The organism is Streptomyces sp. RPT161, from assembly GCF_027533845.1.
In the GTDB taxonomy this organism is placed as follows: Bacteria; Actinomycetota; Actinomycetes; order Streptomycetales; family Streptomycetaceae; genus Streptantibioticus_A; species Streptantibioticus_A silvisoli_A.
This window is the reverse complement of sequence record NZ_JAPZVN010000004.1, coordinates 247966-274159: the sequence shown is the minus strand read 5'-3', so window position 1 is coordinate 274159 and position 26194 is coordinate 247966. Positions and strand designations below refer to the sequence as shown.

Sequence of the window (26194 nt, the reverse complement as noted above, 5' to 3'; positions counted from 1 at the left end):
CGTGAGTGGAGCCACGGGCGCTGCCGCGGGCGGCGCGGGGGCGGACGGACGGCCGGGAGCGGCCACCGAGGCCGCCCCGGTGGGTAGTGCCCGTGGCTCCGCCACCGAGGGCGCGGCGGCCCGGCGTACCGCCGCCGAGAGCGGCGCGAGCGTCCCCGCCCAGCCGCACCGCCCGCCGCAGGCCTACCAGCCGCCTCAGGGCGTCGCTGGGCTGCCGGTACAGGGCGGGGTGCGCAAGCCGCGCCCCGCCGCCGCCCGTACGGCGCCGCGCACCCGCAGCGCCCGGCTGCGGATCGCCAAGGCCGATCCGTGGTCGGTGATGAAGGTCAGCTTCCTGTTCTCCATCGCGCTCGGGGTGTGCACGATCGTCGCGGTCTCCGTGCTGTGGATGGTGCTGGACGCGCTGGGCGTCTTCTCCACGGTCGGCAACACCATCACCGAGGCGACCGGATCCGGCCAGCAGACCGGCTTCGACCTGCAGTCCTTCCTGTCGCTCTCCCATGTCGTGGAGTTCACCTCGGTCATCGCGGTGATCGACGTGGTGCTGCTGACCGCGCTGGCCACGCTGGGCTCGTTCCTCTACAACCTGACCTCGGGCTTCGTGGGCGGCGTCGAGCTGACCCTCGCCGAGGACGAGTGACCGTCGCTGGCTATCGATTTTGGGACAGCGCCACCTGTGCGCTAATCTTTCGGTGCAGCGCGGGGCTATAGCTCAGACGGTTAGAGCGCTTCCCTGATAAGGAAGAGGCCACAGGTTCAAGTCCTGTTAGCCCCACCAGCGCGAGGGGCCGGGTACTCGATCGAGTACCCGGCCCTTCTGCTTTCCGCTCGCGGGAGTTGACCGAGTCGGGCCTAGGTCACCGTTCTATATCGACCGGTGTGTATCATCGGGCGCATCGGAGGACTCCCAACGTAAGAAGGACGAGGTCGCGCGGTGAAGAAGTTTCTCCTGGTCGCACTGGCCGCCATCGGCGGGCTCCTCGTGTACCGCCAGATCCAGGCGGACCGCGCCGAGCAGGACCTGTGGACGGAGGCGACCGACTCCGTACCGGCAGGTTCCGGCACGAGCGCCTGAGCCCCGTATCCGCAGTCTCAGTCGGGCCCCGACCGCCTCGCGGTCGGGGCTTCGCCATTGGACTCGCTATTGAATTCGCATACGCACATCAATATCTTCGCGTAAGCAAAGATCGAGGGGTGGGGCGTGGCAAGGGACCGGAAAGGCATCCTGGCGGCGCTCGCGACGCTGGTGGCCCTTGCGCTGCCCGGCGCGAGCGCGGAGGCGGACACCGCCCCACAGGGCTGGGTGCCGCACGGTGAGCGGATATCCGGCACGGCCAGGAGCGATACGGCGCCCCGGCTGACGGCCGGACACACCTACCGCGACACCCTCGCCAAGGGCGGCACCAAGTACTACGTGGTACGGCTGGACGCCCGGTCCTCCGCCTATCTTTCCGTCTTCGCCATTCCACCGCGCGGCAGCAGGGTCGGCTTCCTCGACGGCGTCAGCCTGAAGTTATCCGGCCGGGACGGCACCCCGTGCGACGCGTACGACGCGCGGTTCGGCGCGGACGGCGCCGTCGAACCGGTGGGCGGTGCCGTGGTGCGCACCGTCAAGCCCACCGGCAGTTGCCAGCAGGCGGGTGACTACCTGCTGTCGGTACAGCGGGTCAACGCGGCGGCGTCCAGCGCCGAGGAATGGCCGCTGGACATCCGCTACATGTCCGAACCACCGGTCACCGCAGTGGGTTCCGGACCGGTGCAGAGCTATACGACGGCAACGCCCCCGGCCGATGACGGCTCGCCCACGCCGGTCACCGGTGACCCCGATATGGACGGCGGCCCCGCCCGGCTGCCCGGTACCGGGGTCTACCAGGACCATCTGGCGCCCGGCGAGACCCACTTCTACCGGGTCCCGGTCGACTGGGGCCAACGGCTCACCGCCACCGCCGAGTTCGCCAACGCCGACACCACCGGCAGCGGCGGCTTCTCCACCAGCGGTGTGCGCCTGGTGCTGTACAACCCGGCGCGTGGCCTGGTGAGCGACGCGACCGCCCCGTACAGCGGCGCACAGGCGGCCGTCACCGCCCAGACGCCCACCGTGGACTATCTCAACCGCGAGTCCGCGGACGTACGGGTCAACTCGGCGCCGGTGTCCGGTTGGTACTACGTGCAACTCAGCCTGCACCCCGACGTGGCGAAGTACACCACCGGCGGTGTGGACGTCACCCTGCGGCTCGCCGTCACCGGCACCAGGCAGCCCGGCCCGCGCTACGCCGGTGACGCCGGCGCAGCCGGATTCGGCGTCACCGCGGCCCCCTCATCCGCCGACGACGGCGGCGCCACCCCGAACCGCATGCTGCTGGCCGTCGGCTACGGCGGCCTCGGCGCCGGCACCCTGCTGGTGGCCGGCCTCGCCGTGTGGGCGGTACGGTCCCGCAGACGGTGAGCTATGCCACGGTGAGCGCCCAGATGCCCACCGCGAAGCAGAGCACGGCCACCACCAGCACCGGCACCACCACCTTGGCCCGCGGCCCGGGCGCCTTGCGCGCCGCCGCCGGTCTGTCCGCCACCGGCACCGAGGTGTACCGCCTGGTCGCCCCGGCCAGCGGCGCGGTCGGCGAGGCGGACACCGCGAGGCGCACCCCGGAGCCCGGCACGGGCGCCCCCAGACCGCCGGTTCCGGTGTACGCCTCGGCGGTGCCCCCCGGTGCGGTGAGCCGGACCGGGCCGTCCGGGCCGAACCCCTCCGGTAGCGGACCGAGTTGGTCGAAGACCTCGATGGGCTCCTCGTCGATGTCCGGTTCCGGCAGCAGCTCCATGGCCGCGGCCAGCGCCTTGCGCGCCCCGGTGGGCGTACGGAACCTGGCCTCCGGGTTGGGGTTCAGCAAGGTGGCGATGACCTGCCACAGCGGTTCCGGCACGCCCTGCGGGGCGTTCGGCACGCCGTACTCAAGGAACCGCTCGACCAGGGTCTGGGAGTCCGGTCTGCGGCCGGTGAGCAGGAAGAGGGCGACCAGGCCCACCGCGTACAGGTCAGCGGGGAAGTCCGGTTCCGCGCCCGCCAGTTGCTCGGGCGCGAAGTAACCCGGCGTCCCCACCACGTAGTTGGTGTCGGTCAGCCGGGGCTCGCCCTTGCGCATCGCGATGCCGAAGTCGGACAGCCGCACATGCGGGCGGCCCGTTCCGGTCGCCTCCAGCAGCACGTTGGCGGGCTTGATGTCCCGGTGCACCACGCCCTCCGCGTGCACCGCGGTCAGCCCGGCCAGCAACTGGTCGAGCAGCACGCACACGTACCGCGGCGGCAGCGGCCCGTAGTCCCCGACCAGGTGTGCCAGCGAACCGCCGCGCACCAGGTCCATGGTGAACAGCACCTTCTCGTCGTCCGCCGCCCAGCTCGCCGGGGCCAGCACATGCGGATGGTCGATGCGCAGCGCCTGCTCCCGTACGAAGCGCAGCAGCGAGTGCGCGTCACCCTGCAGGAGCACCTTGGCCGCCACGTATCTGCGCCGCCGCAGGTCCCAGGCGCGCCAGACCGCTCCCACTCCGCCGCGCCCGATCGGGTCGACCAGTTCGTAGCGGCCCGCGAAGACCTCACCCATGCCGCGCGCCCCTCAGACGTAGTGTTCGGTTCAGTCCTGATGCGCCTCGAAGTGCGCCACGGCGTCATCTGTGCGCCCGGCGCCGTACACACGGAGGAACTCTGCCAGTTGCGGATGGCTGTCGGCGAGGGCGCCTGCCGCGCTGAGCAGCTCGTCGGCGGAGCCCAGCGAACGCAGCAGCGACTGGATCTCGCGCACCACCCGGCGCGGCGAAGGCACCGCCCGCCCGCCGGTGGACTGCGTGGCGCTGCCCAGCAGCGCGGACCCGGCCGCCTCCCGGATCTCCTCCATCCGCGCGGCCGCCTCCACGGCCGTCACCGCCCCCTCCGCCACCTGTGCGGACAGCTCCCGCAGCAGTTGCAGCCGCTGCACCACCGCCGGGTTGCCGATCTTGGCCCGCTGTCCGCTCATCAACTGCGACAGCATCGGCGCGGACAGTCCGAGCACGGAGGCGAGCCGCGCCTGGTTCAGCCCGAGGTCCCCGATCAGCCGCCGGAACAGATCCCCCAGCGGCTCCCCGTACCAGCTCCGCTGCTGCTCCCGCGCACGCACGGCGGCGTCCTGCGGCGACGAGGTGTCCATCCCAGCTCCTGTTTGCGGCTGCGAATACAGCGAAACCATCCTACGAACCCCGTCCCACCCCCGCTCCAGCCAAAACCGTGTACAAGATTCCCCCGAGTACCCGGTACCCTGGTCTGCGGCGTGGCTCACCCCATGCCGAGGGGCCTTAGCTCAGTTGGTAGAGCGCTGTCTTTGCATGGCAGATGTCAGGGGTTCGACTCCCCTAGGCTCCACACCTTCGGATGCCCTCTGACCAGCGGAGACGTTGGGCCGGGGGCATTTCCTGTGCACGGGTGGCCGAGGCCGCCTGCGAGCCGCCCTTGACCCTCACATATGTGTGAGGGGTCGAGCATGCGGACATGTCCGACGACACCGCACACCGGCTCACCCGAAAGCCCAACTCGACCACTGTGGAAGCGGGTTCGCCCAAGCTCCCCACGGCCGCGCTGCTGGCGCTGGCCACCGCCGTCCTCGTCACCAGCCTCACCGAGACGCTGCCCGCGGGCGTGCTGCCCGAGATGAGCGCCGACCTGCGGGTCGGCCAGCCCGCGATGAGGGGCAGGCGGTGACGGTCCACGCGATCGGTACCGCGCTGACCGCGATGCCGCTGACCGCGATGCCGCTGACCGCGATGCCGCTGACCGCGATGCCGCTGACCGCGGCCACGGCCGGGTGGCGGCGCAGACGGCTGCCGCTGGTCGCGATGGGCGGCTTCGCGCTCGCCAACACCGCCACCGCCGTCTGCCCGTACTACCCGCTGACCGTGGCGGCCCGGTTCGTCGCCGGGGTGGCCGCAGGTGCGGCCTGGGCGCTGCTCGCGGGATACGCCCGGCGCCTGGCACCCGCCCCCCTCCAGGGCAGGGCGACCGCCGTCGCGCTCCTGGTCGACGGACTCCTCGCACCGTGCCTGGAGGTCTACTGGGTGAAGATAGCCGGACCCGTTCACTGGAGGCTCGTCGAACATGTCCCAACTCGAGTACCGCGATGTGAGGTCAGCCGTGGACCGTATCGCCGGGCTGGTCCGGCCGGTGACCGTCGCGGCCGCCGGGCCGGGGGCCTGCGGCGCCGAAGGGGTCTGGTTCGCCTGTGAGTTCATGCAGTGCACGGGGACGTTCAAGGCCCGTGGTGCGGCGAACTTCGCCGCCTCGCACCAGGAGGCGGGCACCATGCCGCCGTCCGGCGTGGTCATCGCCTCCGGCGGCAACGCGGGCCTGGCCTGCGCCTGGGCCGCCGCCCGGATCGGGATCCGGGCGGCCGTGTTCACCCCCACCACCGCCCCCGCGGTGAAGGTCGCCGGACTGCGCGCGCTGGGCGCGGACGTGCACCAGGTGGGCACCGAGTACAGCGAGGCGCTTGAGGCCTCCCGCCACTACGCGGCCGAGACCGGTGCGCTGGAGTCACACGCCTACGACCATCCGCTGATCGCCGCCGGAGCGGGCACCCTGTTCGAGGAGATCCACGCGGCGCTGCCCGACGTCGACACGGTCGTGGTGGCCGTCGGCGGCGGAGGCCTGTTCGCGGGCACCGCCGCCGCGGCCGACCACCACGGGGTGCGCGTCGTCGCCGTGGAGCCGCGCGACTGCCGCGCCCTGAACGCCGCGATCGCCGCCGGTCAGCCGGTCGACGTCACCGTGGACTCGGTGGCCGCCGACGCCCTGGGCGCCCGCCGCGCCTCGCAGACCGCCCTGGACTGGGCCCTTCGCGCCGACGTACGGTCCGTCCTCGTCCCCGACGAGGAGATCATCGCCGCCCGCCGACACCTCTGGGACAACCACCGCCTGGCCGTGGAGACCGCCGCCGCCACGGCCCACGCCGCCCTGCTGTCCGGCGCCTACACCCCGGCTCCGGGCGAGAAGGTCTGCGTCGTCCTGTGCGGCGCGAACACGGATCCCGCGGATCTGGTGCGGCGGTAGCGGGAGCGGCCTGGGCCGTGGGGCGCCTGGCGCTGCTCGCGGGGCCGGTCCTCGTTCTCCCGGTGGTTCTCTGGCCGCGCCGGACGGCGTCGTCCCGCACGGCAGCGGGCGCCGCGCTGGACGGCGTCGCGGCGGGCTGGCGTTGACCTTGCCGATGCCGATGCCGATGCCGGGCGCGGGGAAGGGCCGGTCCTCGGCCGGTTTCCGGTCGTTCGAACCGGTTGGCGTGCTGCTCGATGATCCTCGGCCCCCGCCCCCCGGGGGACAATCGCCCCGTGCGATTCGGGATTCTGGGGGAGACGCGGGCGCTGCGGAGGGACGGTGCGGCCGTCGCGTTGGGCGGGGCGGTTCGGCGGGCGGTGTTCGCGTCGCTGCTGCTTGACGCGGGCCGGGTCGTGCCGGTGGAGCGGCTGGTCGACGGGCTGTACGGGGCGGAGCCTCCGGCGGGAGTGGTCAACGCCGTACAGGCGCAGGTGTCCCGGCTGCGTGCCGTGCTGGACGAGCGCATTGAGCGGCATCCCGGTGGATACCGGTTCGCCATCGACCCGGACGATGTGGACGTGTACCGCTTCGAACGGCTGGCCGGGCTCGGGCGGGCCGCGCTCGGCGCTGGGGACGCGGTGCGGGCGGCCGGGCTGCTGCGGGAGGCGCTGGCGCTCTGGCGGGGCCCGGCGCTCGCCGATGTCGGCGCGGCGCCGTTCGTCGCCGGTCAGGTCGCCCGGCTTGAGGAGTCGCGGCTGGCGGCCCTGGAGGACCGTATCGCCGCCGAGTTGGCGCTCGGCGCGCACCGCGAACTCACCCCCGAACTACGCCACCTGGTCGCGGCCCACCCACTGCGGGAGCGGTTGCGCGCCCAGCTGATGCACGCGCTGCACGGCACCGGACAGGGCGGCGAGGCACTGGCGGTGTACGAGGAGGCGCGGCGCACACTGGCCGAGGACCTCGGCGCCGACCCCGGACCGGAGCTGAACCGGGCGCATCTCGCGGTGCTGCGCGCGGAACCGGTACCCGCCAAGCCCGCCCGCCGCGCGCTCCCGGCCCAACTGGGCAGCTTCGTCGGACGGGTTGACGAACTGGCCGCCATCGAGAGGCGGTTGACCGAAGCACGGCTGGTCACGCTGATCGGCCCAGGGGGCGCGGGCAAGACCCGGCTGTCGGTGGAGGCGGCCGGACGGCACCCCGGCGAGGTGTGCTTCGTCGGGCTGTCCGGGCTCAGTGGCGGCGCCGAGCTGCCGCAGTACCTGCTCGGCGCCCTCGGCGTGCGGGACGCCGGCCGGATGACCGGCGCCCGTGCCGCGCAGGACCCGGTGGCGCAGTTGACGGCGGTGCTCGGCGACCGCCCCACCCTGCTGGTCCTCGACAACTGCGAGCACCTCATCGAGGCCGTCGCGCCGCTCGTCGCCCGGCTGCTCGCCGACTGCCCGGCGCTGCGGGTGCTGGCCACCACCCGGGAGGCGCTCGGCATCACCGGCGAAGTCCTCTGCTCCGTACCGCCGTTGCCGCTCCCGCCGCCGGGGGCCGATGCCCAGGGGGCGCGGGACTACCCGGCGGTGCGGTTGTTCCTGGAGCGTGCCGCCGCAGTCCGTCCGGACGCCGTACGGGACGGCGATCTGGCGGCGGTGCTGCGCGTCTGCGAGGCGCTCGACGGGCTGCCGCTCGCCATCGAGCTGGCCGCGGCCCGGCTGCGTTCGCTCTCCTCGGCCGACATCGCGGCCCGGCTCGGCGCGCTGCGGCCTGCCCGCGAACCGTCCGAGGCGCCCCGTGACGAGCGGTTCCGGCTGCTGTCCCGGGGCAGCCGGACCGCCCAGCCGCGCCAGCGGACACTGCGCGCGGTGGTCGACTGGAGCTGGCAGCTGCTGACCGATGCGGAGCGTGCCGTACTGCGCCGGGCCGCCGTGTTCGCCGGGGGCTGGACGCTGGCCGCCGCCGAGGTGGTGTGCGCGGACCAGGCCGCTGGCGCGGCGGCGGGCATCGAGGCGGCCGATGTGCTCGACCTGACCGAGTCGCTGGTGGACAAGTCGCTGGTGGTGGCCGACCGGTCGGACGGCTCGGACAGCGTCCGCTACCGCATGCTGGAGACCATCCGCGCGTACTGCGCGGAGCAGCTCGAAGCGGCTGGTGAGACCGATGCCGTACGCCGCGCCCACATCGGGTGCTTCAGTCGGCTGGCCACCACCGCCGAACCGTATCTGCGCGGTGCGGAGCAGCTCGACTGGCTGGCGCGGATCCAGGCCGAGCACGACAACCTGCACATCGCGCTGTGGCGCGCCGTCGCGTACGGCGACACCGCCACCGCGCTGCGGTTCTTCGGCGGACTGTCCACGTACTGGGCGCTGCGCGGGGTGCGGTACGAGGGCGCCGGCCCGGCCCGGCACGTGCTGGCCGCGCTCGGCCCCAACCCGCCCGCCGGACTGGCGGAGGAGTACGCGCTGTGCGTACTGGCGGCGGCGTCCGGCACCTCGGATGTCGAGGAACTCGCGCCGCATCTGGCCGCGGCCAGGAGGGTCGCCGGGCACGGCGAGTCGCTGCCGCTGCGGTATCCGGTGCTGATGATGCTGTGGGGGACATATGCGGGGGTGCCGGTGCGGCCGGTGCTGCCGGACTCGGCGCTGCCCGACGTGTGGTCCAGGGCGCTGATACGGCTGGGCACCGGTATCCAGCTCTGGATGACGCACGCCGAACTGGCCGACAGCGCCGCCGAGCTGGACCAGGCGCTCGCCGAATTCCGTTCGCTCGGGGACCGTTGGGGGATGGCGATGGCCCTGTCGTGGCGCGCCGACCTCGCCGCGTTCCAGGGTGAACCGCGGCACGCCATCGAGCTGTTCGACCAGGCCCTGGCACTCACCACCGAGTTGGACGCCGGTCAGGAGATGGTGGAGGAGCTGTCGCTGCGTTCGGCGAGCCTGGCGCGGGTCGGGGAGTACGAGGCGGCGGACGCGGGCTTCCGCCGGGCGGCGGAACTGGCGTGCGGCATGGGAGCGTTCGACGCGCTGGCCGCGGCGCACCTCGGCCTGGGCGAGAGCGCATGGCTGCGCGGCGAGTACGGGGAGGCCCGCCGACTGTGCGAACTGGCGTTGCGCGAGTGCCCCGCCGGGGTGTTCGCCGGTGACCTGGTGCGGGCGAACGCGCTGGTCGTACTGGCCAGGACGGCGGTGGCGGAGGGCGACGCGGCGCGGGCCCGGGCGCACCTCGCCGAGGTGGGCGGTTCCGCGCTGCGCCTCCTGTCGGTGGTGGTGCGGGTGGCGGAGGCACGGGTGGACCTCGCGTTGCTGGACGGCGCGGCCGAGCGGGCGGCGGAACTGCTGGGAGTGGTCGAGGTGTTGTGCGGGGTCGCCCGCGAGCCGGGCCTGGTGGACGCGGCCCGCGCCGCCCTGGGCGACCTCCGCTTCGAGGCGGCCTACGCCCGGGGGGCGTCCCTGGACCGTTCGGCGGCGTTGGGAATGCTGGCGGGAACCGCGTAGCGGGCCGTGGCCGACTCAACACCGTCGGCCCGGCCCCCATCGCCTCCACCGCGACACGGGCACCCCTCAGGGTGAAAGGCCGACGGTGCCGAAACGGCCGCGCCCGCACCGCTCAGGTGACCTGTCCGAGGGGCTCTGGCGGCCGCACCAAAGCCCCTGCCCCCCTATTTGCCGTGCGGCTTCTTACCGTCCTTCGCGGCGTCAGCCGCGTCCTGCTTGGCGCGGACCTCCGGGTCCAGGGAGTCGACCGAGCCGTCCACGGAGTGCAGCGGGGCGCGGCTGGCGTCCGGGACCTCGGTCGCGGACGGCGGCTCCACCAGCCACTCCGGATTGGTCTGCCGCTTCCACCACCGCACCGCGGCGAACGCCCCGCCACCCAGCACGCCCACCACCGCCATCATCTTGGCGATCCGGCCCATCCGGCACCGGCGGTTGTGCCTTCTGGCCAGCTTCTCGATGTCGGCGGCCGAAACCCCGCCGCGCAGCGCGGCCACGGCCGCCGCGGCACGTGTGGCGGCCTCCTCGCGCACCGGCTCGGCCGCCGCGCGGGCCGCCTGGGCGGCCTGGCCGACCCGGGGCGCCGCGTAGTCCGCGGCCTGCCGGGCCGCTTTGCGGGTCTGCTTGGTGGCCTTGGCGGCCTTGTCGGTCACCCTCGGCGGAACCGCGTCCACCGCCTGGGCGATGCGCGGCTGCAGATGAGTGTCGTACTGGGCGCGTGCCTGGAGCGCGGCGTAGTTCGCGGCGGACGACACCTTGGGCGCCAGCGCCTGGCGCGCCTCCTGCGCGTACTGCACGGCGGCGTCGCGCGCCGTGCCCGCGTACGGCGCCACCACCTCCGCCGCGTGGCGCACGCTGTCCCTGGTCACCACGGCCGCGTTGCGCACGCTGTCCTTGCGGGTCACGAGAACCTCCTTCTCGGTGGCGGTCGGCACATTTCGCCTTTCCACCCGAATAGAGATCATGCCCGCTCGCGCGCCCTACGGCATGTGCGTTCGGGCATCCGGGGCACAACCGGCCCGTCGTGCGGTCGGGCTACTCCCGCGAACTTCGCCCGTGCGAGGATTCGTGGTTGTCAGTGAAGTCTATGGAAGGTACGTCGTGGCCGAGCAGCTCTACGCCACCCTCAAGACCAATCAGGGAGACATCGCCGTCCGGCTCCTGCCGAACCACGCTCCCAAGACCGTGAAGAACTTCGTGGAGCTCGCCGAGGGCCAGCGCGAGTGGACGCACCCGGCGACCGGCAAGAAGAGCACCGACAAGCTCTACGACGGCACTGTCTTCCACCGGGTCATCTCCGGCTTCATGATCCAGGGCGGCGACCCGCTGGGCAACGGCACCGGCGGCCCCGGTTACACGTTCGCCGACGAGTTCCACCCCGACCTGGCCTTCACCAAGCCGTACCTGCTGGCCATGGCCAACGCCGGTCCGGGCACCAACGGCTCGCAGTTCTTCATCACGGTGGCGCCGACCGCGTGGCTGACCGGCAAGCACACCATCTTCGGCGAGGTCGTCGACGAGGCGAGCAAGAAGGTCGTGGACGCCATCGCCACCGCGCAGACCAACCCGCGCACCGACCGCCCGCTCAACGACGTGGTCATCGAGTCCGTCGTCGTGGAGAAGCGCGAGGGCTGACCGCGCCACCCGGCCTGCCGGGAACCCAGACGCCCCGCCCGTCCGTATTCATTCGTATGGACGGGCGGGGCGCCGGGTTCGGCGGCCCGACGCGGGCGGCGTGACACACGTCGGCCGAGGAAGTCCCATGTCGGTGGAGTCGGTAGAGGGAAGAAGATGACCATGGACCAGGCGGTCTGCTGCTACCGGCATCCCGACCGCGAGACCGGCGTGCGATGCGCCCGCTGTGACCGTCCGATCTGCCCGGAGTGCATGGTCAGCGCAGCGGTCGGGTTCCAGTGCCCGGAGTGCATAAGCGCCAGCCACCAGTCGACACCCCGGCCGCGCACCGTCGCGGGCGGCACGTTGGTGGCCAACCCGCGGCTTATCACCACGATCCTGATCGGGATCAACATCGCGGTCTTCCTCGCCGTGCAGGCGCAGGGCAGTCGGCTGGTGGAGGACCTGGCGCTGGTGGGCGCCTGGCCACCACCGCCGTTCCACGCCACGATCGGTGTCGCCGAGGGCCAGTACTACCGGCTGCTGACCGCGGTCTTCCTGCACCAGCAGCTCATCCACATCGGCTTCAACATGCTGTCGCTGTGGTGGATCGGACCCGGGCTTGAGGTCGCCCTGGGCCGGGTGCGCTATCTGACGCTGTACCTGCTGTCCGGGCTGGGCGGCAGCGCCCTGTCGTTCCTGGTCGCCGGCGCCGGTGCGGAGTCGCTGGGCGCGTCCGGGGCGATCTTCGGGTTGCTCGGCGCGACGTTCGTGCTGATGCGGCGGCTCAACTACGACCTGCGGCCGATCGTCGCGATCATCGTGCTGAACCTGCTGTTCACCTTCGCCCAGTCGCAGACCATCGACTGGCGGGCCCATGTCGGCGGTCTGGTGACGGGCACGGTGATCGCCTACGGAATGGTGCACGCGCCGCGCGAGCGGCGGGCCCTGGTGCAGTGGGGAACGTGTGTCGCGATGGGCCTGGTGATCGCGGGCGTCGTGGTCGCCGGAGTGATCCGGATCAACGGCTGAGCACGGCGTTCATCGCACTTATCCACAGAGCGTGCGAGGGCCTGTGCATCCCGTGCGCGGTGCCCTTGTGACCTGCTCGCATATACGTTTCACCAGCAAGATCGCGACAGGCGGCGGGTGGGGCGTGCGACGGTTCTCCGGTCACACCGGTGTCAACAGCCGAGAGGTTATCCACAGATCTTCCGACCTTTTCCCCACTGTGGATGTCCCTGTGGATAACTCTGTGGATGGTCGGGGCGAGAGGTTGACGCGGCCGTAGGCCCGCGCCTGCCGACCGGTGTCACACCTCCGGCTGGAGGAGGCCCCGCACGAGGGCCTCCCGCGGCACCGCTACTTCCACTGCGTCGAGACGACGAAGCCCCCGGCGATGAAGCCGAAGCCCACCACGATGTTCCAGTTGCCCCACGCCTCGATGGGCAGGTTCCCCGTGGTCACGTAGAAGACGACGATCCACGCCAGACCGATCAGGAACAGCGCCAGCATCAGCGGGGCGACCCAGCGGCGGCCCGTGTGCAACCTGAACGCTGCGGTGGTCTTCTCCGGCGGCGGCGTGAAGTCGGCCTTCTTGCGGATCCGTGACTTCGGCACGAGGGGCTCTCCTGTCGATGCGCTGCGGGACACGCAGGGCGGATGCGGTGTTGTTGCGCCAGGCGGGGAGCGTGGTGTGCCGCCCCCGGGCGTCCGTTAGCGTAGTGCTTCCGCGGGTGCGAAGGAGATAAGGGTCCCATGAGCGATTCCGCCGGCGCTCCGGTGCGCCCCGCCCGCCGCCCCGCACTGTCGAAGGTACTCTCGGCGGCGGTCTTCGCGCTCGCCGGTGTGCTGTTCTGGACCAGCTACGACACCGCGCACGGCGGCAACATCCGCACCGACGACTCGCTGCTGCGCACCTCCGACCTGATCCGCGCCAAGAGCCACCAGAACGCGGACCTGGAACAGCAACTGTCCGCACTGCGCGGCGACGTCGACGCCCTGGCCCACCGTGAGAGCGGCCAGAGCCCCGCCGAGCAGCGCAGGACCGACACCCTGGGGCAGGCCGCCGGAACCAAGCCGTTGACCGGCGACGCCGTCACCGTGACCCTCAACGACGCGCCGCCGAACGCCACCGCCCGTATCCCCGGCGTGCCCCAGCCGCAGCCCAACGACCTCGTCATCCACCAACAGGACCTGCAGGCCGTGGTCAACGCACTGTGGCGGGGCGGCGCCCAGGGCGTCCAGGTGATGGACCAGCGGCTGATCTCCACCAGCGCGGTCCGCTGCGTCGGCAACACCCTGCTGCTCCAGGGCCGTGTCTACTCGCCGCCGTACACCATCACCGCCGTGGGGGACCAGAACGCGCTGCGCACCGCGCTGGACAAGGATCCGTCGATCACCAACTACCGCCAGTACGTGACCGCGTACGGCCTCGGCTGGAAAGTCGAGGCGCGCAACCAGGTGACTCTTCCTGGGTACTCGGGCACAGTGGACCTCCACTACGCACAGCCCATGGGATAGCCCCGGCAGCGCCTGGAGGGGATCCGCGTGACGCTGACAGTACGCGGGATCGTACGCACCGTCAGCGAACTGTGCGTCACCGTGGGGGCGTTGATCGTGCTGCTGGTGGTCTATCTCCTCTACTGGACCGGCGTGCGCGCCAACCACGCCATGGACGACGAGGTCGGCGCCCTGCAGGACCGCTGGGCCAGGACCCCGGTCAGCTCCGCACCCCCGTCGCCCGCCACCACCGCTCACGTCGCCGGTTCCCCGCCGCCCGCCGCTTACCGGGCGGGACAGCCGTTCGCGATCATGTACATCCCCCGGTTCGGCGCCGACTGGCACAAGCCGGTGATCCAGGGCACCGGCACCGACGACCTCCAGCACGGCCTCGGCCACTACACGGGCACCGCCCGGCTCGGCACGCAGGGCAACTTCGCGGTGGCCGGGCACCGCCGCACCTACGGCGATCCGTTCGAGGACTTCCCCGAACTGCGGCCCGGCGACAAGGTCGTCCTCACCGACGGCGTCGCCTGGTACACCTACGTGATCGACAGGCCGCCGTACCTCACGCTCCCGGACGACATCGGCGTCATCGACCCGCTGCCCGCCCCGCTGGACCGCTCCGCCATCCCGTACACCGCCCCCGGCCGCTATCTGACCCTCACCACGTGCGACCCGCCGTGGGGACACAGCCACCGGTTGATCGCCTGGGGCCATCTGGACGCCACCCAGCCCGTTGAACAAGGGATGCCGAGAGCTTTGCTCAGCTGACCCGCAACACCCACCCCTCTCCCCTTACTCTGGTGCGGAAGTGGCCTGGAAAAAACGGAAGGCACCGAATGTACGGCTGGATCTGGCGGCATCTGCCGGGCAACGTGTGGGTGAAGGCGGTCGTTTCGCTCCTGCTCGTCCTGGCGATCGTCTTCGTCCTGTTCCAGTGGGTGTTCCCCTGGGCGGAGCCGCTGCTGCCGTTCAACGACGTGACGGTGAACGGTGGAGGCAGCGCGGGCTGATGAACGCACGGATTCTGGTCGTCGACAACTACGACAGCTTCGTTTTCAACCTCGTCCAGTACCTGTACCAACTCGGCGCCGAGTGCGAGGTGGTACGCAACGACGAGGTGACCACGGCGCACGCCCAGGACGGCTTCGACGGCGTGCTGCTCTCGCCCGGACCCGGAACGCCGGAGCAGGCAGGGATCTGCGTCGAGATGGTGCGGCACTGCGCGGCCACCGGAGTGCCGGTCTTCGGCGTCTGCCTCGGCCTCCAGTCGATCGCGGTGGCGTACGGCGGCGTGGTGGACCGCGCGCCGGAACTGCTGCACGGCAAGACCTCGCTGGTGACGCACGAGGGCCGGGGGGTCTTCACCGGCCTGCCGTCCCCGTACACCGCGACCCGCTACCACTCGCTGGCGGTGGAACGGGACACCGTGCCGGGCGAGTTGGAGATCACCGCGTGGACCGAGTCCGGCGTCATCATGGGGCTGCGGCACCGTGAACTGGCCGTGGAGGGCGTGCAGTTCCACCCTGAGTCGGTGCTGACCGAGTGGGGGCACCGCATGCTCGCCAACTGGCTCGACGCCTGCGGCGACAAGGGCGCCGTGGGGCGTTCGGCGGGGCTCGCGCCGGTGGTCGGCAAGGTCGGGGCGTGACGACCCTACGACCGGAGAACACGGCGGAACCTCCCGGTTTGCCAGGCGGCTTCGAGGACACCGCCGAGTTCGAGGCCGCCGTCGACCGGCTCGCCGATCCGCTGACCGACCCGCTGCCGATACCGGGCGCCGCCCCCTCCCGCTGGCCCCGCCCCACGTCGGCCGACCCGGCCGCGACGACGCCGTACCCGATGGGCGTGCCGCAGGCGCGGCCGGTACCGGAGGCCACCGCCCAACTCCCGGTGGTCGAGCCGCCCGCCCGCCGCCGCCCCGACACGACCGCACCGCTTCCCGTCGTACCGCCCGCCGAAGGGGACCCGGTACCCGGTGGCCGCGCCGCCCGCCGCCGTGCCGCACGGTCCGGGCACGCCGCCCAACCACCGGGCGGCGACCAGGAGTCGCCCCCTACACCGGGCGGCCGTGCCGCGCGGCGCAAGGCCGCCAAGCACGGCGGACGCGCCCCCGCACCGGCGCCCGTGGCACGCCAACCCGCCTCCCGGCTGGAGGCCAGACGCGCGGCCCGGGCCGCCAAGGACGGCCTCGGCGTGATCGCCTGCCGTGCCCTGGGGGAGGTCTTCATCACCCTCGGCGTGCTGATGCTGTTGTTCGTGGCCTACCAGCTGTGGTGGACCAACGTCCTGGCGCACGAGGCGTCCAACAGCGCCACCAACAGCCTCCAGCACCAGTGGAACAGCAAGCCCAGCTCCAGCGACGACCGCAACCCCGGCGCCTTCTCGCCCGGTCAGGGCTTCGCCATCATCTACATCCCGAAGCTCGACGTGGAGGCCCCGATCGCCGAGGGCACCGACAAGACCAAGATCCTGGACAAGGGCATGGTCGGCCACTACTCGGGCGCCCAGGAGACCGCGATGCCCTGGGCCAAGACCGGCAACTTCGCGCTCGCCGGGCACCGCAACACCCACGGCGAGCCGTTCCGGTACATCAACAAGCTGGTGCCCGGGGACAAGGTCGTGGTGGAGACGGCGAGCACGTACTACACGTACGAGATCACCAGCTGGCTGCCGCAGACCTCGCCCTCCAACGTCGGGGTGATCCAGCCGATCCCGGTCGGCTCCGGGTTCACCAAGCCCGGCCGCTACATCACGCTCACCACCTGCACCCCCGAGTTCACCAGCACCTACCGCATGATCGTGTGGGGCAAGATGGTCGACGTCCGGCCACGTAGCCAAGGCAAACCGGACGCACTACTCGGCGGATGAGCGCGGACCAGCAACTCGTACACAGAACGGGGTGACCGGTGGCTACCACCGAGCACGAGAACGACAGCCGGGTCGCGCCCGCGACCCATCGGCGCCGACGCGGTCGCGGCAGGATCGCCACCACCATCAGCGTCATCGGTGAACTGCTGATCACCGCCGGGCTGGTGCTCGGGCTGTTCGTCGTCTACTCGCTGTGGTGGACGAACGTCATAGCCGACCGCCAGGCGCAGAAGGAAGGCGACCAGGTCCGCCGGCACTGGGCGCAGCAGCAGGCCGGCGGCGGTCCGCCCGGACCGCTGGACACCGCTGACGGCATCGGCTTCCTGCACGTCCCGGCGATGGGCAGGAACTTCGAGGTGCTGGTGAAGAAGGGCACCTCGGTCGACGTGCTGAACGAGGGCGTCGCCGGGTACTACACGGACCCGGTGAAGTCCGCGATGCCGTGGGCCAAGACCGGCAACGTCACCCTCGCCGCCCACCGGGACGGCCACGGCGCCAAGTTCCACAACATCGACAAGATCAAGGACGGCGACGCGATCGTCTTCGAGACCAGGGACACCTGGTACGTCTACAAGGTCTACGACATCCTCAGCCAGACCTCGAAGTACAACGTGCACGTCATCGACCAGATCCCCAAGGAGTCCGGCAAGACCGGTCCCGGCCGCTACATCACCCTGACGACCTGCACCCCGGTCTTCACCTCCGAGTACCGCTACATCGTCTGGGGCGAACTGGTCCGCACCCAGAAGGTAGACAGCAAGCGAACGCCTCCGGCGGAGCTGGGCTGACTTCTGTGGAGCGTTATTGCGGGTGAAACCGGAACGGTCCGCCGAATAATTCGGCGGACCGCGTGAGTCACCGGAACTGGTTAGGTGCCCCGGCTTGTCGCAAGGTCAGCTCGGTTGTCATCCGCAATGTCCGACGGGGGATTGTTCTCCCGCGTTGACACCGTTGTACTCGCGAGAGCCGGTCACCATGATGCAGTAACCGGCGGCGTTGATGGACACTGGACCGGCGTAGTACTGGTAATTTCCTTGGTCAAAGCTGTTGACCTGATTCTGGCAGCTGCTGATCGTCGTTCCGGAGCAACGGGTTATGTACGCCATCGTCGGCTCGGCCGTTCCGTAACCTCCGGCACTTGTCGCCACCGTTACTGCGCAATTCGTGCCGGTGGCGGAGTCGTAGTACAGGTAGATCGTGGCGTATTGCGTTCCGCCGTTAGTGGTGACCGGGTAGCTGTCGATCTGCGTACCACTGCATCCGTATGAGGCTGCACTTGCTTGTGGCGCGATCACGAAACCGGCCAGCGCGAGCGAGGCCACCGCGGTAAGAATCGCAATAATTCTGCGCATGGTTGACTGTTCTCTCTTCTGATTAATTCCAAGATCCCTTGCGGGCGTAGTGATCTTAGTGAGGGCGTTATGGGTGTGTCCAGGGTGACTAATTCCGTAAAGTGTGGCATGTTGGATAGTCTGCGAGCTATCGGTTTATGCCGGGAAAGTGTGGGCTCGGTATCCTTGATAGCTTTCGTATATGCAAAAGGGTTGCGGACGTTATCGTCCGCAACCCTTTATGCTTTCCGGTCGGCTGCTCAGCCGAACGTGCCGCCGAACCATCCGCCGCCGTTGTTGCCGTTTCCGTTGCCGCCGCCTGGGGCGTCCATGGTCACCAGGGTGACGGCCTGGCCCGGAGTGACCTGGCTGCCGGGCTGCGGGTTGCTGTCCACCACGATCGCCTTGTCGTCGTTCGGGCCGGTCACCGAGAGCTGCAGGCTCATACCGGACAGCTCCGACTGCACGTCCTTCAGCTTCTTGCCCTTGATGTCCGCGGGCAGCGTCTGCGGGGTCGGGGCCTGGGCGATGGTCAGGGTGACCGTCGAGCCGATCGGCGCCTGGTTGTCGGGGCCGGGGCTCTGGCTGATGACCGTGTTCGGCGGCTGGGTCGACTGCTGGTTCTGGGTCTGGACCTTGAAGCCGTTCATCTGCAACTGCGCCTGTGCGTCGGCCAGTTGCTTGTTGGTGACGTTGGGAACGGTCCTCGTCTGCGGCGCCTTGGCGACCGTCAGCGTGATCGTGGCGCCCTTGTCCGCCTTGGAGCCGGCTGACGGGTTCTGGTCGAGGACCGTTCCGGGGTCCTTACCGGAGGTGCCGTCGTCCTGCTTCTCCTGGACGTTGGTGAAGCCCTTGGACTGCAGGTCCTGCTGGGCGTCGTTGAAGGACTTGCCGGTCTCGTCGGGGACGTCGATCGGCTGGGCGCCCTTGGAGAGCACGACGCTGATCGTCTGGTCCTTGTTCACCGGTGTGCCCGCGGACGGGGTCTGGGTGCACACCTGCCCCTTGTCGTACTTGGGGCAGTAGTCCTCGCCGCTCTTGACCACCTTCAGCCCGACGTTGCCCGCCGAGGTCTGGGCGTCCTGGAGCGACTGGCCCACCAGGTTGGGGGCGTCCACCTTGCTTGAGGCGCTGCTCCCCGAGAACAGAGACTTGCCGATGAAGATCGCGCCGATCAGTACCAGGATGGCCGCGAACACCAGCAGCACCGTGGAGGTGCGGCTCTTCTTCTGGCGGCGGCGCCCGGGCCGGTCGTCGTACCCGCCGCCGTAGCCGTCGTCGTCGCTCAGCGGCGGCATCATCGACGTCTTGGGGCCACCGTCCTGCGGCGGCAGCGCGGTGGTCGGCGCGCCGTCGCTGTACGAGCCACCTCCGTAGCCGTAGCCGACCGCGCCCATCGCGGCGGTGGCGGCGACCGGCTGGCCGTCGAGGTACGCCTCGATGTCGGCCCGCATCTCGTCGGCGCTCTGGTAGCGGTAGTCCGGGTCCTTGGTCAGCGCCTTGAGGACGATGGCGTCCATCTCCGGCGTGACCTCGGGGTCGAACGCGCTCGGCGGCTGCGGGTCCTCGCGCACGTGCTGGTACGCGACGGCCACCGGGGAGTCGCCGACGAACGGCGGCCGCACGGTGAGCAGCTCGTAGAGCAGACAGCCGGTGGAGTACAGGTCGGAGCGCGCGTCCACGGTCTCGCCCTTGGCCTGCTCGGGCGAGAGGTACTGGGCGGTGCCGATGACCGCCGCGGTCTGCGTCATGGTCATGCCGGAGTCGCCCATGGCCCGGGCGATGCCGAAGTCCATCACCTTGACCTGGCCGGTCCGGGTGAGCATCACGTTCGCGGGCTTGATGTCCCGGTGCACGATGCCGTTGCGGTGCGAGTACTCCAGCGCCTGGAGGATTCCGACCGTCATCTCCAGCGACCGCTCCGGCAGCAGCTTGCGCCCGCTGTGCAGCAGCTCACGCAGCGTGGAGCCGTCCACGTACTCCATGACGATGTACGGGATCGAGACCCCGTCGACGTAGTCCTCGCCGGTGTCGTAGACCGCGACGATCGCCGGATGGTTGAGCGAGGCGGCCGACTGGGCCTCCCGGCGGAACCGGGCCTGGAACGACGGGTCACGGGCGAGGTCCGCCCGCAGCGTCTTCACAGCCACGGTGCGGCCAAGGCGGGAGTCATGGGCGAGGTAGACCTCGGCCATGCCACCACGGCCGAGCACCGAGCCCAGCTCGTACCGGCCGCCGAGGCGACGCGGCTCATCCATAGTCTTCCAGCCTCTCCCTTTTCGGCTGCGTGCTGCTCGGGCTTACGGTACCGGCCATGCCGCGGCGATCCTGGCCCTCACCGCAAGCCGATATAGGACTGGTACCGCGACGTGCGGAAACGCAGCTAGCCCGGCAGCTGGACGTGACCGGAGTCACTTGTTCAGTACGGCCTCCATCACGCTCTTGGCGATCGGCGCGGCCAGACCGCCACCGGAGATGTCGTCCCGGTTGGCGTTACCGTCCTCGACCACCACGGCGACGGCGACCGGGGAGCCCTGCGCGGTCTTGGCATAGGAGATGAACCAGGCGTAGGGCAGCGCGCTGTTGTTGATGCCGTGCTGCGCCGTACCGGTCTTACCACCGACAGTGACGCCGGGGATCTTGGCCATGGTGCCGGTACCGTCCGAGACCACGGTCTCCATCATCTGCTGGAGCTTCTGCGCGGTCGCCGGCGACATCGCCTGGCTGAACTCCTTGGGCTGGGTCTGCTCGATCACGTTCAGGTTCGGCGCCCGCAGCTGGTCGACCATGTACGGCTGCATCAGCTTGCCGTCGTTGGCCACCGCGGAGGCGACCATCGCCATCTGCAGCGGGGTGGCGGCGGTGTCGAACTGGCCGATGGACGACAGCGCGGTCTGCGGCTTGTCCATCGAGGTCGGGAAGTTGCTGGCCGCGGACCGGACCGGGGTGTCGATGGTCTGGTCGAAGCCGAACTTCTTCGCCTGCGCCAGCATCTTGTCCTTGCCGAGGTCGGCGCCGATCTTGCCGAAGACCGTGTTGCAGGAGTACTGCAGCGCCACCTGCAGCGTGGCGTTCTGGCAGGGGATGTTCCCCTCGTTCTTCAGCTCGGTGGTGGTGTTCGGCAGGGTGTAGGGCAGCGGGGAGTTGGTCGGCTGGTCGATGCGGGAGTACAGGCCGTTCTCCAGCGCCGCGGCGGCGGTGACCACCTTGAAGGTGGAGCCCGGCGGGTAGGTCTGCCGCAGCGCCTTGTCGATCATGACGCTGTCCGGGTCGTTCGGCTTGAGGTTCGTCCAGTTCTGCTTGTCCTGGTTGGACATGCCGGCGATGCTGCCCGGGTCGTACGACGGCGTGCTGACCAGCGCCAGGATCTTGCCGGTCTGCGGGTCTATGGCGGCGACGGCGCCCTTCTTGTTGCCCAGCCCGTTGTACGCGGCGGCCTGCGCCTTGGCGTTCAGCGTGGTGACGACGTCGCCGCCCTGCTGCTTCTTGCCGGTGAGCATGTCGATCGTGCGGTTGAAGAACAGCCGGTCGTCCTGGCCGGTGAGGATCTTGTCCTCGATGCTCTCCAGCGAGTTGGAGCCGAACGCCTGCGACGCGAAACCGGTCACCGGCGCCCACATCGGACCGTCGGTGTAGGTCCGCTTGTACTTGAAGTCACTGCCGCTGACCGTGGTGGAGCCGGTGATCGGCTTGCCGTCCACGATGATGTCGCCGCGCGGCTGCGCGTACTCCTGCATCATCACGCGGCGGTTGTGCGGGTCGTTCTTCAGCGAGTCGGCCTGCACGAACTGCACCCAGTTGTCCCGGAGCAGCAGGGCGAAGACCAGCAGGCCGCAGAAGATCGCGACCCTGCGCAGGGGCTTGTTCACAGTCGGACCACCTGGGTCGGCTCGGCGTCGGGGGACGGGGCGGGCGCGGGCGCCGGGCGGCGCGCGGTGTGGCTGATCCGCACCAGGATCGCGACCAGCGCCCAGTTGGCGACCACGGAGGAACCGCCCTGTGCCAGGAACGGCATGGTCATACCGGTCAGCGGGATGAGGCCGGTGACCCCGCCCGCGACCACGAACACCTGGAGCGCCATGGCACTGGACAGCCCGATCGCCAGCAGCTTGCCGAACGGATCACGGGCGGCCAGCGCGGTGCGCACTCCGCGCTCGATGAGCAGACCGTACAGCAGGAGCACCGCCATCAGTCCGGCCAGGCCCAGCTCCTCGCCGACGGTGGCCAGGATGTAGTCGCTCTTGACGCCGATGCCGCCGATCAGCCGGGAGAACCCCTGGCCGAGCCCGGACCCCAGCACTCCGCCGGAGCCGAAGGACCACAGCACCTGCGCGGCCTCGGTGGCACCGTGCTGGGCGACGCCCGCGAACGGGTCGAGCCAGTTCTGGATGCGCACCTTGACGTGCCCGGAGGTCATGCCGACCGCCGTGGCACCGCCGGACGCCAGCAGCAGTCCGAAGATCACCCAGCTGGTCCGCTCGGTGGCGACGTACAGCATCACCACGAACAGGCCGAAGTACAGCAGTGTGGATCCCAGGTCGTCCTCCAGGACCAGGATCATCATGCTCAGCGCCCAGATCGCCAGGATCGGGCCGAGGTCCCGGCCGCGCGGCCAGTACAGGCCCATGAAACGGCGGCTGGCCAGGGCGAGCGCGTCCCGCTTGACCATCAGGTACCCGGCGAAGAACACCGCCAGGATGATCTTGGCGAACTCCCCGGGCTGGATCGAGCCCACTCCGGGGATGACGATCCACAGCTTGGAGCCGTTGATCGCCGGGAAGAACACCGGGGCGACCAGCAGCACCAGTGCCACCGCGCCCGAGATGTAGGTGTAGCGCTGGAGGATGCGGTGGTCCTTGAGCAGCACCAGGATGCCGATGAAGATCGCCACCGCCAGCGCCGACCAGATCAGCTGCCCAGGCGCCTTCGGGCCGCCCAGGCCCCTGGTGGTGATCGACGGTTCCAGGTCGAGCCGGTAGATGAAGACCAGGCCGAGCCCGTTGAGCAGGGTGGCGATCGGCAGCATCAGCGGATCGGCGTACGGCGCGAACCTGCGCACCATCAGATGCGCCACCGCGGCCAGCAGTCCGAGCCCGAGTCCGTAGCCGAGCATTCCGCCGGGGACCGAACCGTCCTTGGCCAGGCCGACGTTGGCGTACGCCAGCACCGGGATCGCCACGGCGAACAGCAGCAGCACCAGTTCGGTGTTGCGACGGTTCGGCGCCCCGATCGAGGAGATCGTGGTCGTGTTGGTGACAGTGCTCACGGCAGGCCGCCCCCTCCTGCTATTGCGTCCCGCCGTCGCACTGCTTGGCCAGGTTCTGGTCTTCCACCGAGAGCGTTGGGCCGGGCGACGGAGCGGACTGGGTGGTCTGCGACGTCTTTGTCGTGTTGTTCGTGGTGTGCGGGAGTTCGGGGGAGTGGCTGGGGTCGGGGCTGGGCGAGCCGCCCTTGGTGTCGCCCGGCTTGCCCGCCGGGTTTCCGGAGGCACCGCTGGCGGGCTTGGACTTGGCGTCGGCCACCGCCTTGCAGATCGCGGCCTGCTTGCCCAGGTCGTCCGCCTTCTGCGTGGCCTGGTCCAGGTTGTCGGTGGCGATGGTGCCCTGCACCTGGGTGCGCTGGTAGCTCGGCAGGTACTTGAGTTCGATCTGCGGGTAGTCCTGGTGGACCTTGGACAGGTCCATCCCCAGCAGATTCTGGCTGATGCCCTGGTAAACGGCTACGTGGTCGCCGTTGGCGCCCACGTAGTACTGGCTCTGGGTCCACTGGTAGCCGCCGTAGACACCACCGCCGATCAGTGCGAGCACCACCACGGTGATGGCCGAGCGCTTGAGCCACTTGCGCTTGCGCTTCGGCTTGGCGTGCCCCTCGGCGGCCGTCTCGTCGTACGGCCCGAAGCTGCCCATCGGCGGGGCGCCCACCGGCTCGCCGCTGTCCGGCGGACCGAATGCGCCCTCGGGGGACGGGGACTGCTGGGGTACGGAACGGCCGAGCTCCGCGGCTCGGCCTGCCGGGGTCTGCAGGTGACTGGGGTCGTGCAGCGCGTGCTGGTTCTCGGCGACCGCGCCGACCACCACCGGGCTCTCGTTGAACTGCCCGGCGAGGCTGTCGCCGTCCTCCACGTCGAGGACGTCCGCCACGATGCAGGTGATGTTGTCCGGGCCGCCGCCGCGCAGCGCGAGCTGGATCAGCTCCTGGACCGTCTCGTACGGACCCTGGTAGCTGGCGAGCGTCTCCTCCAGCGTCTGGTGGCTGACCACCCCGGACAGGCCGTCGGAGCAGATGAGATAACGGTCACCCGCCCGCACCTCGCGGATCGACAGGTCGGGCTCGACCTGGCCGCGTCCGTCCAGCGCCCGCATCAGCAGCGAACGCTGCGGATGCGTACCGGCCTCCTCCTCGGTGATCCGGCCCTCGTCGACCAGCCGCTGCACCCAGGTGTGGTCCTGGGTGATCTGGGTCAGCACACCGTCCCGCAGCAGATAGCCGCGCGAGTCGCCGACGTGCACCAGACCGAGCCGCTGGCCGGTCCACAGCATCGCGGTCAGCGTGCAGCCCATGCCTTCGAGCTGCGGGTCCTCCTCGACCATCACCCGCAACTGGTCGTTGGCGCGCTGTACGGCGGTACCGAGCGAGGTGAGGATGTCGGAGCCGGGGATGTCGTCGTCGAGCGTGACGAGGGTGGAGATCACCTCGGAACTGGCGACCTCACCGGCCGCCTGGCCACCCATGCCGTCGGCGATGGCGAGCAGCCGGGGACCGGCGTAGCCGGAGTCCTCGTTGCCCTCCCGGATCATGCCCTTGTGGGATCCGGCGGCGAAGCGCAGGGACAGACTCATGCGCACCTCGCCGGTCGGCTCGGGGTACATCCGCAACGTCCCCACCCTCCGTTGATGAGCCTGCCGAGGCCACCCTGCCTCATTCGCTCGCCCATTGCGCGACTACTTCCGCAGCTCGATGACGGTCTTGCCGATGCGGATCGGGGCACCGAGCGGAACCGGCGTCGGTGTGGTGAGCCGCGTGCGGTCCAGATAGGTGCCGTTGGTGGATCCGAGGTCCTCGACGATCCACTGACCATCGCGGTCCGGATAGATCCTGGCATGCCGGGAGGACGCGTAATCGTCGTCCAGCACGATCGTCGAGTCATGCGCCCGACCGAGGGTGATCGTCTGGCCCTGCAGTGCGACCGTCGTACCCGTAAGCGACCCTTCGGAGACCACCAGCTTGGTCGGCGCGCCGCGCCGCTGGCGGTTGTTCCGGCCCTGCTGGGCCTGTGGCTGCTGCTGGCGCTGCTGCGGTGGCCGCTGCTCCGCGCCCGCGGCACGGCGGGTCCCGCGCTGGGTGACCTTGGTGCCGAACAGATCACTACGGATGACCTGTACGGCCACGATGACGAACAGCCACAGCACGGCGAGGAAACCCAACCGCATGACCGTCAGGGTCAGCTCTGACATTCTCCCCGCTTCACCCTTCGGCTTGCCGGTACACGATGGTGGTGCTGCCCACGACGATGCGCGAGCCGTCGCGGAGCGTAGCGCGTTGGGTGTGCTGCCCGTCCACCACGATTCCGTTTGTCGACCCCAGATCCTGGATCACACTCGGCGTTCCGACTCGGATCTCGCAGTGGCGGCGGGACACTCCGGGGTCGTCGATCCGTACGTCCGCCTCCGTGCTGCGGCCGAGCACCAAGGTCGGCCGGGAGATCTGGTGGCGGTTGCCGTTGATCTCGATCCAGCGCCGGGTGCTCGCCGAGGGGTCGCCGGTGCCCGGCAGCCTGGTGACCGGGGCGCCGCCGGGGCGTCCGGCACCGGGCGGGCTGGGCGGCATCGGCGGCGCACTGGCGGGCGGCGGCGGGAAGCCGTAGCCGCCCGGACGCTGCGGGGCCTGTCCGGCCTGCGTCGGCGTCGGCCCGCCGAAGTGCCCTCGGGGCTCGGCGGGGTGCGGCTGGGACTCACTGGAGGCGAGGGTGCGACTGCGCACCCGGTACAGGCCGGTGTCGAGGTCGTCGGCCTTCTCCAAGTGGACCTTGATCGGTCCCATGAAGGTGTAGCGCTGCTGCTTGGCGTAGTCCCGGACCATGCCGGAGAGCTCCTCGCCGAGCTGCGACGCGTACGGGCTGAGCCGCTCGTAGTCCGAGGTGCTCAGCTCCACGATGAAGTCGTTGGGGACGACCGTGCGCTCGCGGTTCCAGATCGTCGCGTTGTTGTCGCACTCCCGCTGGAGCGCCCCCGCGATCTCGACCGGCTGGACCTCGGACTTGAACACCTTGGCGAAGGTGCCGTTGACGAGCCCTTCGAGTCGCTGCTCAAAGCGCTTCAGTACTCCCACGGGGCACCTCCCTC

General features: G+C 70.4%; 24 protein-coding genes, 2 tRNA genes and 1 pseudogene. 16 read left to right on the top strand and 11 right to left on the bottom strand.

Translation table 11 applies throughout. The features are described from left to right. The first annotated feature begins 1 nt into the window (after position 1). The 4 genes from O5O46_RS12285 to O5O46_RS12270 all read left to right on the top strand — a co-directional run bounded on the left by O5O46_RS12285 (position 2) and on the right by O5O46_RS12270 (position 2446). On the top strand, positions 2-640 hold the full coding sequence (locus O5O46_RS12285) for a DUF3566 domain-containing protein (protein ID WP_269855385.1): 639 nt from the start codon (positions 2-4) through the stop codon (positions 638-640). Between the two features lie 61 nt (positions 641-701). Next, positions 702-778 (top strand) — tRNA-Ile (locus O5O46_RS12280). Between the two features lie 156 nt (positions 779-934). Next, a complete protein-coding gene (locus O5O46_RS12275) occupies positions 935-1075 on the top strand; it encodes a DLW-39 family protein (RefSeq protein WP_255926153.1) in 141 nt (46 codons plus the stop codon). 126 nt (positions 1076-1201) lie between these two features. Then, entirely contained in the window at positions 1202-2446 is a 1245-nt protein-coding gene (locus tag O5O46_RS12270; RefSeq protein WP_269855384.1) for a hypothetical protein, read from the top strand. A 1-nt stretch (position 2447) separates the two neighbouring features. On the opposite strand, the gene O5O46_RS12265 is transcribed toward O5O46_RS12270, so the two are convergent. Then, on the bottom strand, positions 2448-3599 hold the full coding sequence (locus tag O5O46_RS12265) for a serine/threonine-protein kinase (RefSeq protein ID WP_269855383.1): 1152 nt from the start codon (positions 3597-3599) through the stop codon (positions 2448-2450). A gap of 30 nt (positions 3600-3629) precedes the next feature. Further along, positions 3630-4181 carry a helix-turn-helix domain-containing protein gene (locus tag O5O46_RS12260; RefSeq protein WP_269855382.1) on the bottom strand — a complete coding sequence of 184 codons (552 nt, stop codon included), beginning with the start codon at positions 4179-4181 and terminating at the stop codon, positions 3630-3632. Positions 4182-4320: 139 nt separating this feature from the next. On the opposite strand from O5O46_RS12260, the gene O5O46_RS12255 reads away from it, so the two are divergent. The 4 genes and pseudogenes from O5O46_RS12255 (at position 4321) to O5O46_RS12240 (ending at position 9534) form a co-directional block, all read left to right on the top strand. Then, positions 4321-4393 (top strand) — tRNA-Ala (locus tag O5O46_RS12255). Positions 4394-4519: 126 nt separating this feature from the next. Beyond that, positions 4520-5040 (top strand): annotated as a pseudogene (locus O5O46_RS12250) (MFS transporter); the annotation flags it as partial. Between the two features lie 82 nt (positions 5041-5122). Further along, entirely contained in the window at positions 5123-6073 is a 951-nt protein-coding gene (locus O5O46_RS12245) for a serine/threonine dehydratase (RefSeq protein ID WP_269855381.1), read from the top strand. Between the two features lie 275 nt (positions 6074-6348). Further along, positions 6349-9534: a BTAD domain-containing putative transcriptional regulator gene (locus O5O46_RS12240; protein ID WP_269855380.1), complete on the top strand. Its 3186-nt coding sequence runs from the start codon at positions 6349-6351 to the stop codon at positions 9532-9534. A gap of 164 nt (positions 9535-9698) precedes the next feature. On the opposite strand, the gene O5O46_RS12235 is transcribed toward O5O46_RS12240, so the two are convergent. Next, on the bottom strand, positions 9699-10436 hold the full coding sequence (locus O5O46_RS12235) for a DUF5324 family protein (protein WP_269855379.1): 738 nt from the start codon (positions 10434-10436) through the stop codon (positions 9699-9701). Positions 10437-10632: 196 nt separating this feature from the next. Here O5O46_RS12235 and O5O46_RS12230 point away from each other — a divergent pair, with 196 nt between their 5' ends. Together O5O46_RS12230 and O5O46_RS12225 are read left to right on the top strand one after the other, a co-directional pair. After that, on the top strand, positions 10633-11166 hold the full coding sequence (locus tag O5O46_RS12230; protein WP_269855378.1) for a peptidylprolyl isomerase: 534 nt from the start codon (positions 10633-10635) through the stop codon (positions 11164-11166). A gap of 162 nt (positions 11167-11328) precedes the next feature. Beyond that, entirely contained in the window at positions 11329-12177 is an 849-nt protein-coding gene (locus O5O46_RS12225; RefSeq protein WP_269855570.1) for a rhomboid family intramembrane serine protease, read from the top strand. Positions 12178-12507: 330 nt separating this feature from the next. Here the strand turns inward: O5O46_RS12225 and crgA are convergent, their stop codons facing one another. Continuing rightward, positions 12508-12765 carry a cell division protein CrgA gene (gene crgA / locus O5O46_RS12220; RefSeq protein ID WP_269855377.1) on the bottom strand — a complete coding sequence of 86 codons (258 nt, stop codon included), beginning with the start codon at positions 12763-12765 and terminating at the stop codon, positions 12508-12510. 138 nt (positions 12766-12903) lie between these two features. Here crgA and O5O46_RS12215 point away from each other — a divergent pair, with 138 nt between their 5' ends. From O5O46_RS12215 to O5O46_RS12190, 6 genes are all read left to right on the top strand, one after another. Continuing rightward, positions 12904-13668, top strand: a complete 765-nt coding sequence (locus O5O46_RS12215; RefSeq protein WP_269855376.1) for a DUF881 domain-containing protein — start codon at positions 12904-12906, stop codon at positions 13666-13668. Between the two features lie 33 nt (positions 13669-13701). After that, positions 13702-14421, top strand: a complete 720-nt coding sequence (locus O5O46_RS12210; protein WP_269855569.1) for a class E sortase — start codon at positions 13702-13704, stop codon at positions 14419-14421. A gap of 68 nt (positions 14422-14489) precedes the next feature. Next, positions 14490-14663, top strand: a complete 174-nt coding sequence (locus tag O5O46_RS12205) for a hypothetical protein (protein ID WP_269855375.1) — start codon at positions 14490-14492, stop codon at positions 14661-14663. After that, positions 14663-15301 carry an aminodeoxychorismate/anthranilate synthase component II gene (locus O5O46_RS12200; RefSeq protein WP_269855374.1) on the top strand — a complete coding sequence of 213 codons (639 nt, stop codon included), beginning with the start codon at positions 14663-14665 and terminating at the stop codon, positions 15299-15301. Before O5O46_RS12205 ends, O5O46_RS12200 begins: the two co-directional genes overlap by 1 nt. Further along, a complete protein-coding gene (locus O5O46_RS12195) occupies positions 15298-16521 on the top strand; it encodes a class E sortase (protein WP_269855373.1) in 1224 nt (407 codons plus the stop codon). Before O5O46_RS12200 ends, O5O46_RS12195 begins: the two co-directional genes overlap by 4 nt. Positions 16522-16559: 38 nt before the next feature. Then, the gene (locus tag O5O46_RS12190; protein ID WP_269855372.1) at positions 16560-17309 is read left to right on the top strand and encodes a class E sortase; all 750 of its coding nucleotides are present in this window, start codon (positions 16560-16562) and stop codon (positions 17307-17309) included. Positions 17310-17426: 117 nt separating this feature from the next. Here the strand turns inward: O5O46_RS12190 and O5O46_RS12185 are convergent, their stop codons facing one another. The 7 genes from O5O46_RS12185 to O5O46_RS12155 all read right to left on the bottom strand — a co-directional run bounded on the left by O5O46_RS12185 (position 17427) and on the right by O5O46_RS12155 (position 26180). After that, positions 17427-17873 (bottom strand): hypothetical protein, encoded by a 447-nt coding sequence (locus O5O46_RS12185; protein WP_269855371.1) that lies wholly within the window; start codon positions 17871-17873, stop codon positions 17427-17429. Between the two features lie 239 nt (positions 17874-18112). After that, on the bottom strand, positions 18113-20110 hold the full coding sequence (pknB, locus tag O5O46_RS12180; RefSeq protein ID WP_269855370.1) for a Stk1 family PASTA domain-containing Ser/Thr kinase: 1998 nt from the start codon (positions 20108-20110) through the stop codon (positions 18113-18115). Positions 20111-20263: 153 nt separating this feature from the next. Beyond that, entirely contained in the window at positions 20264-21721 is a 1458-nt protein-coding gene (locus O5O46_RS12175) for a peptidoglycan D,D-transpeptidase FtsI family protein (RefSeq protein ID WP_269855369.1), read from the bottom strand. Then, positions 21718-23118, bottom strand: a complete 1401-nt coding sequence (locus O5O46_RS12170; RefSeq protein WP_269855368.1) for an FtsW/RodA/SpoVE family cell cycle protein — start codon at positions 23116-23118, stop codon at positions 21718-21720. The genes O5O46_RS12175 and O5O46_RS12170 overlap by 4 nt, the downstream gene beginning before the upstream one ends. Positions 23119-23137: 19 nt before the next feature. After that, a complete protein-coding gene (locus O5O46_RS12165; protein ID WP_269855367.1) occupies positions 23138-24721 on the bottom strand; it encodes a PP2C family protein-serine/threonine phosphatase in 1584 nt (527 codons plus the stop codon). 72 nt (positions 24722-24793) lie between these two features. Beyond that, complete coding sequence (locus tag O5O46_RS12160; protein ID WP_269855366.1) at positions 24794-25306, bottom strand: FHA domain-containing protein FhaB/FipA; 513 nt, start codon at positions 25304-25306, stop codon at positions 24794-24796. A 10-nt stretch (positions 25307-25316) separates the two neighbouring features. Then, positions 25317-26180 carry an FhaA domain-containing protein gene (locus O5O46_RS12155; RefSeq protein ID WP_269855365.1) on the bottom strand — a complete coding sequence of 288 codons (864 nt, stop codon included), beginning with the start codon at positions 26178-26180 and terminating at the stop codon, positions 25317-25319. Between the last annotated feature and the right edge of the window lie 14 nt (positions 26181-26194).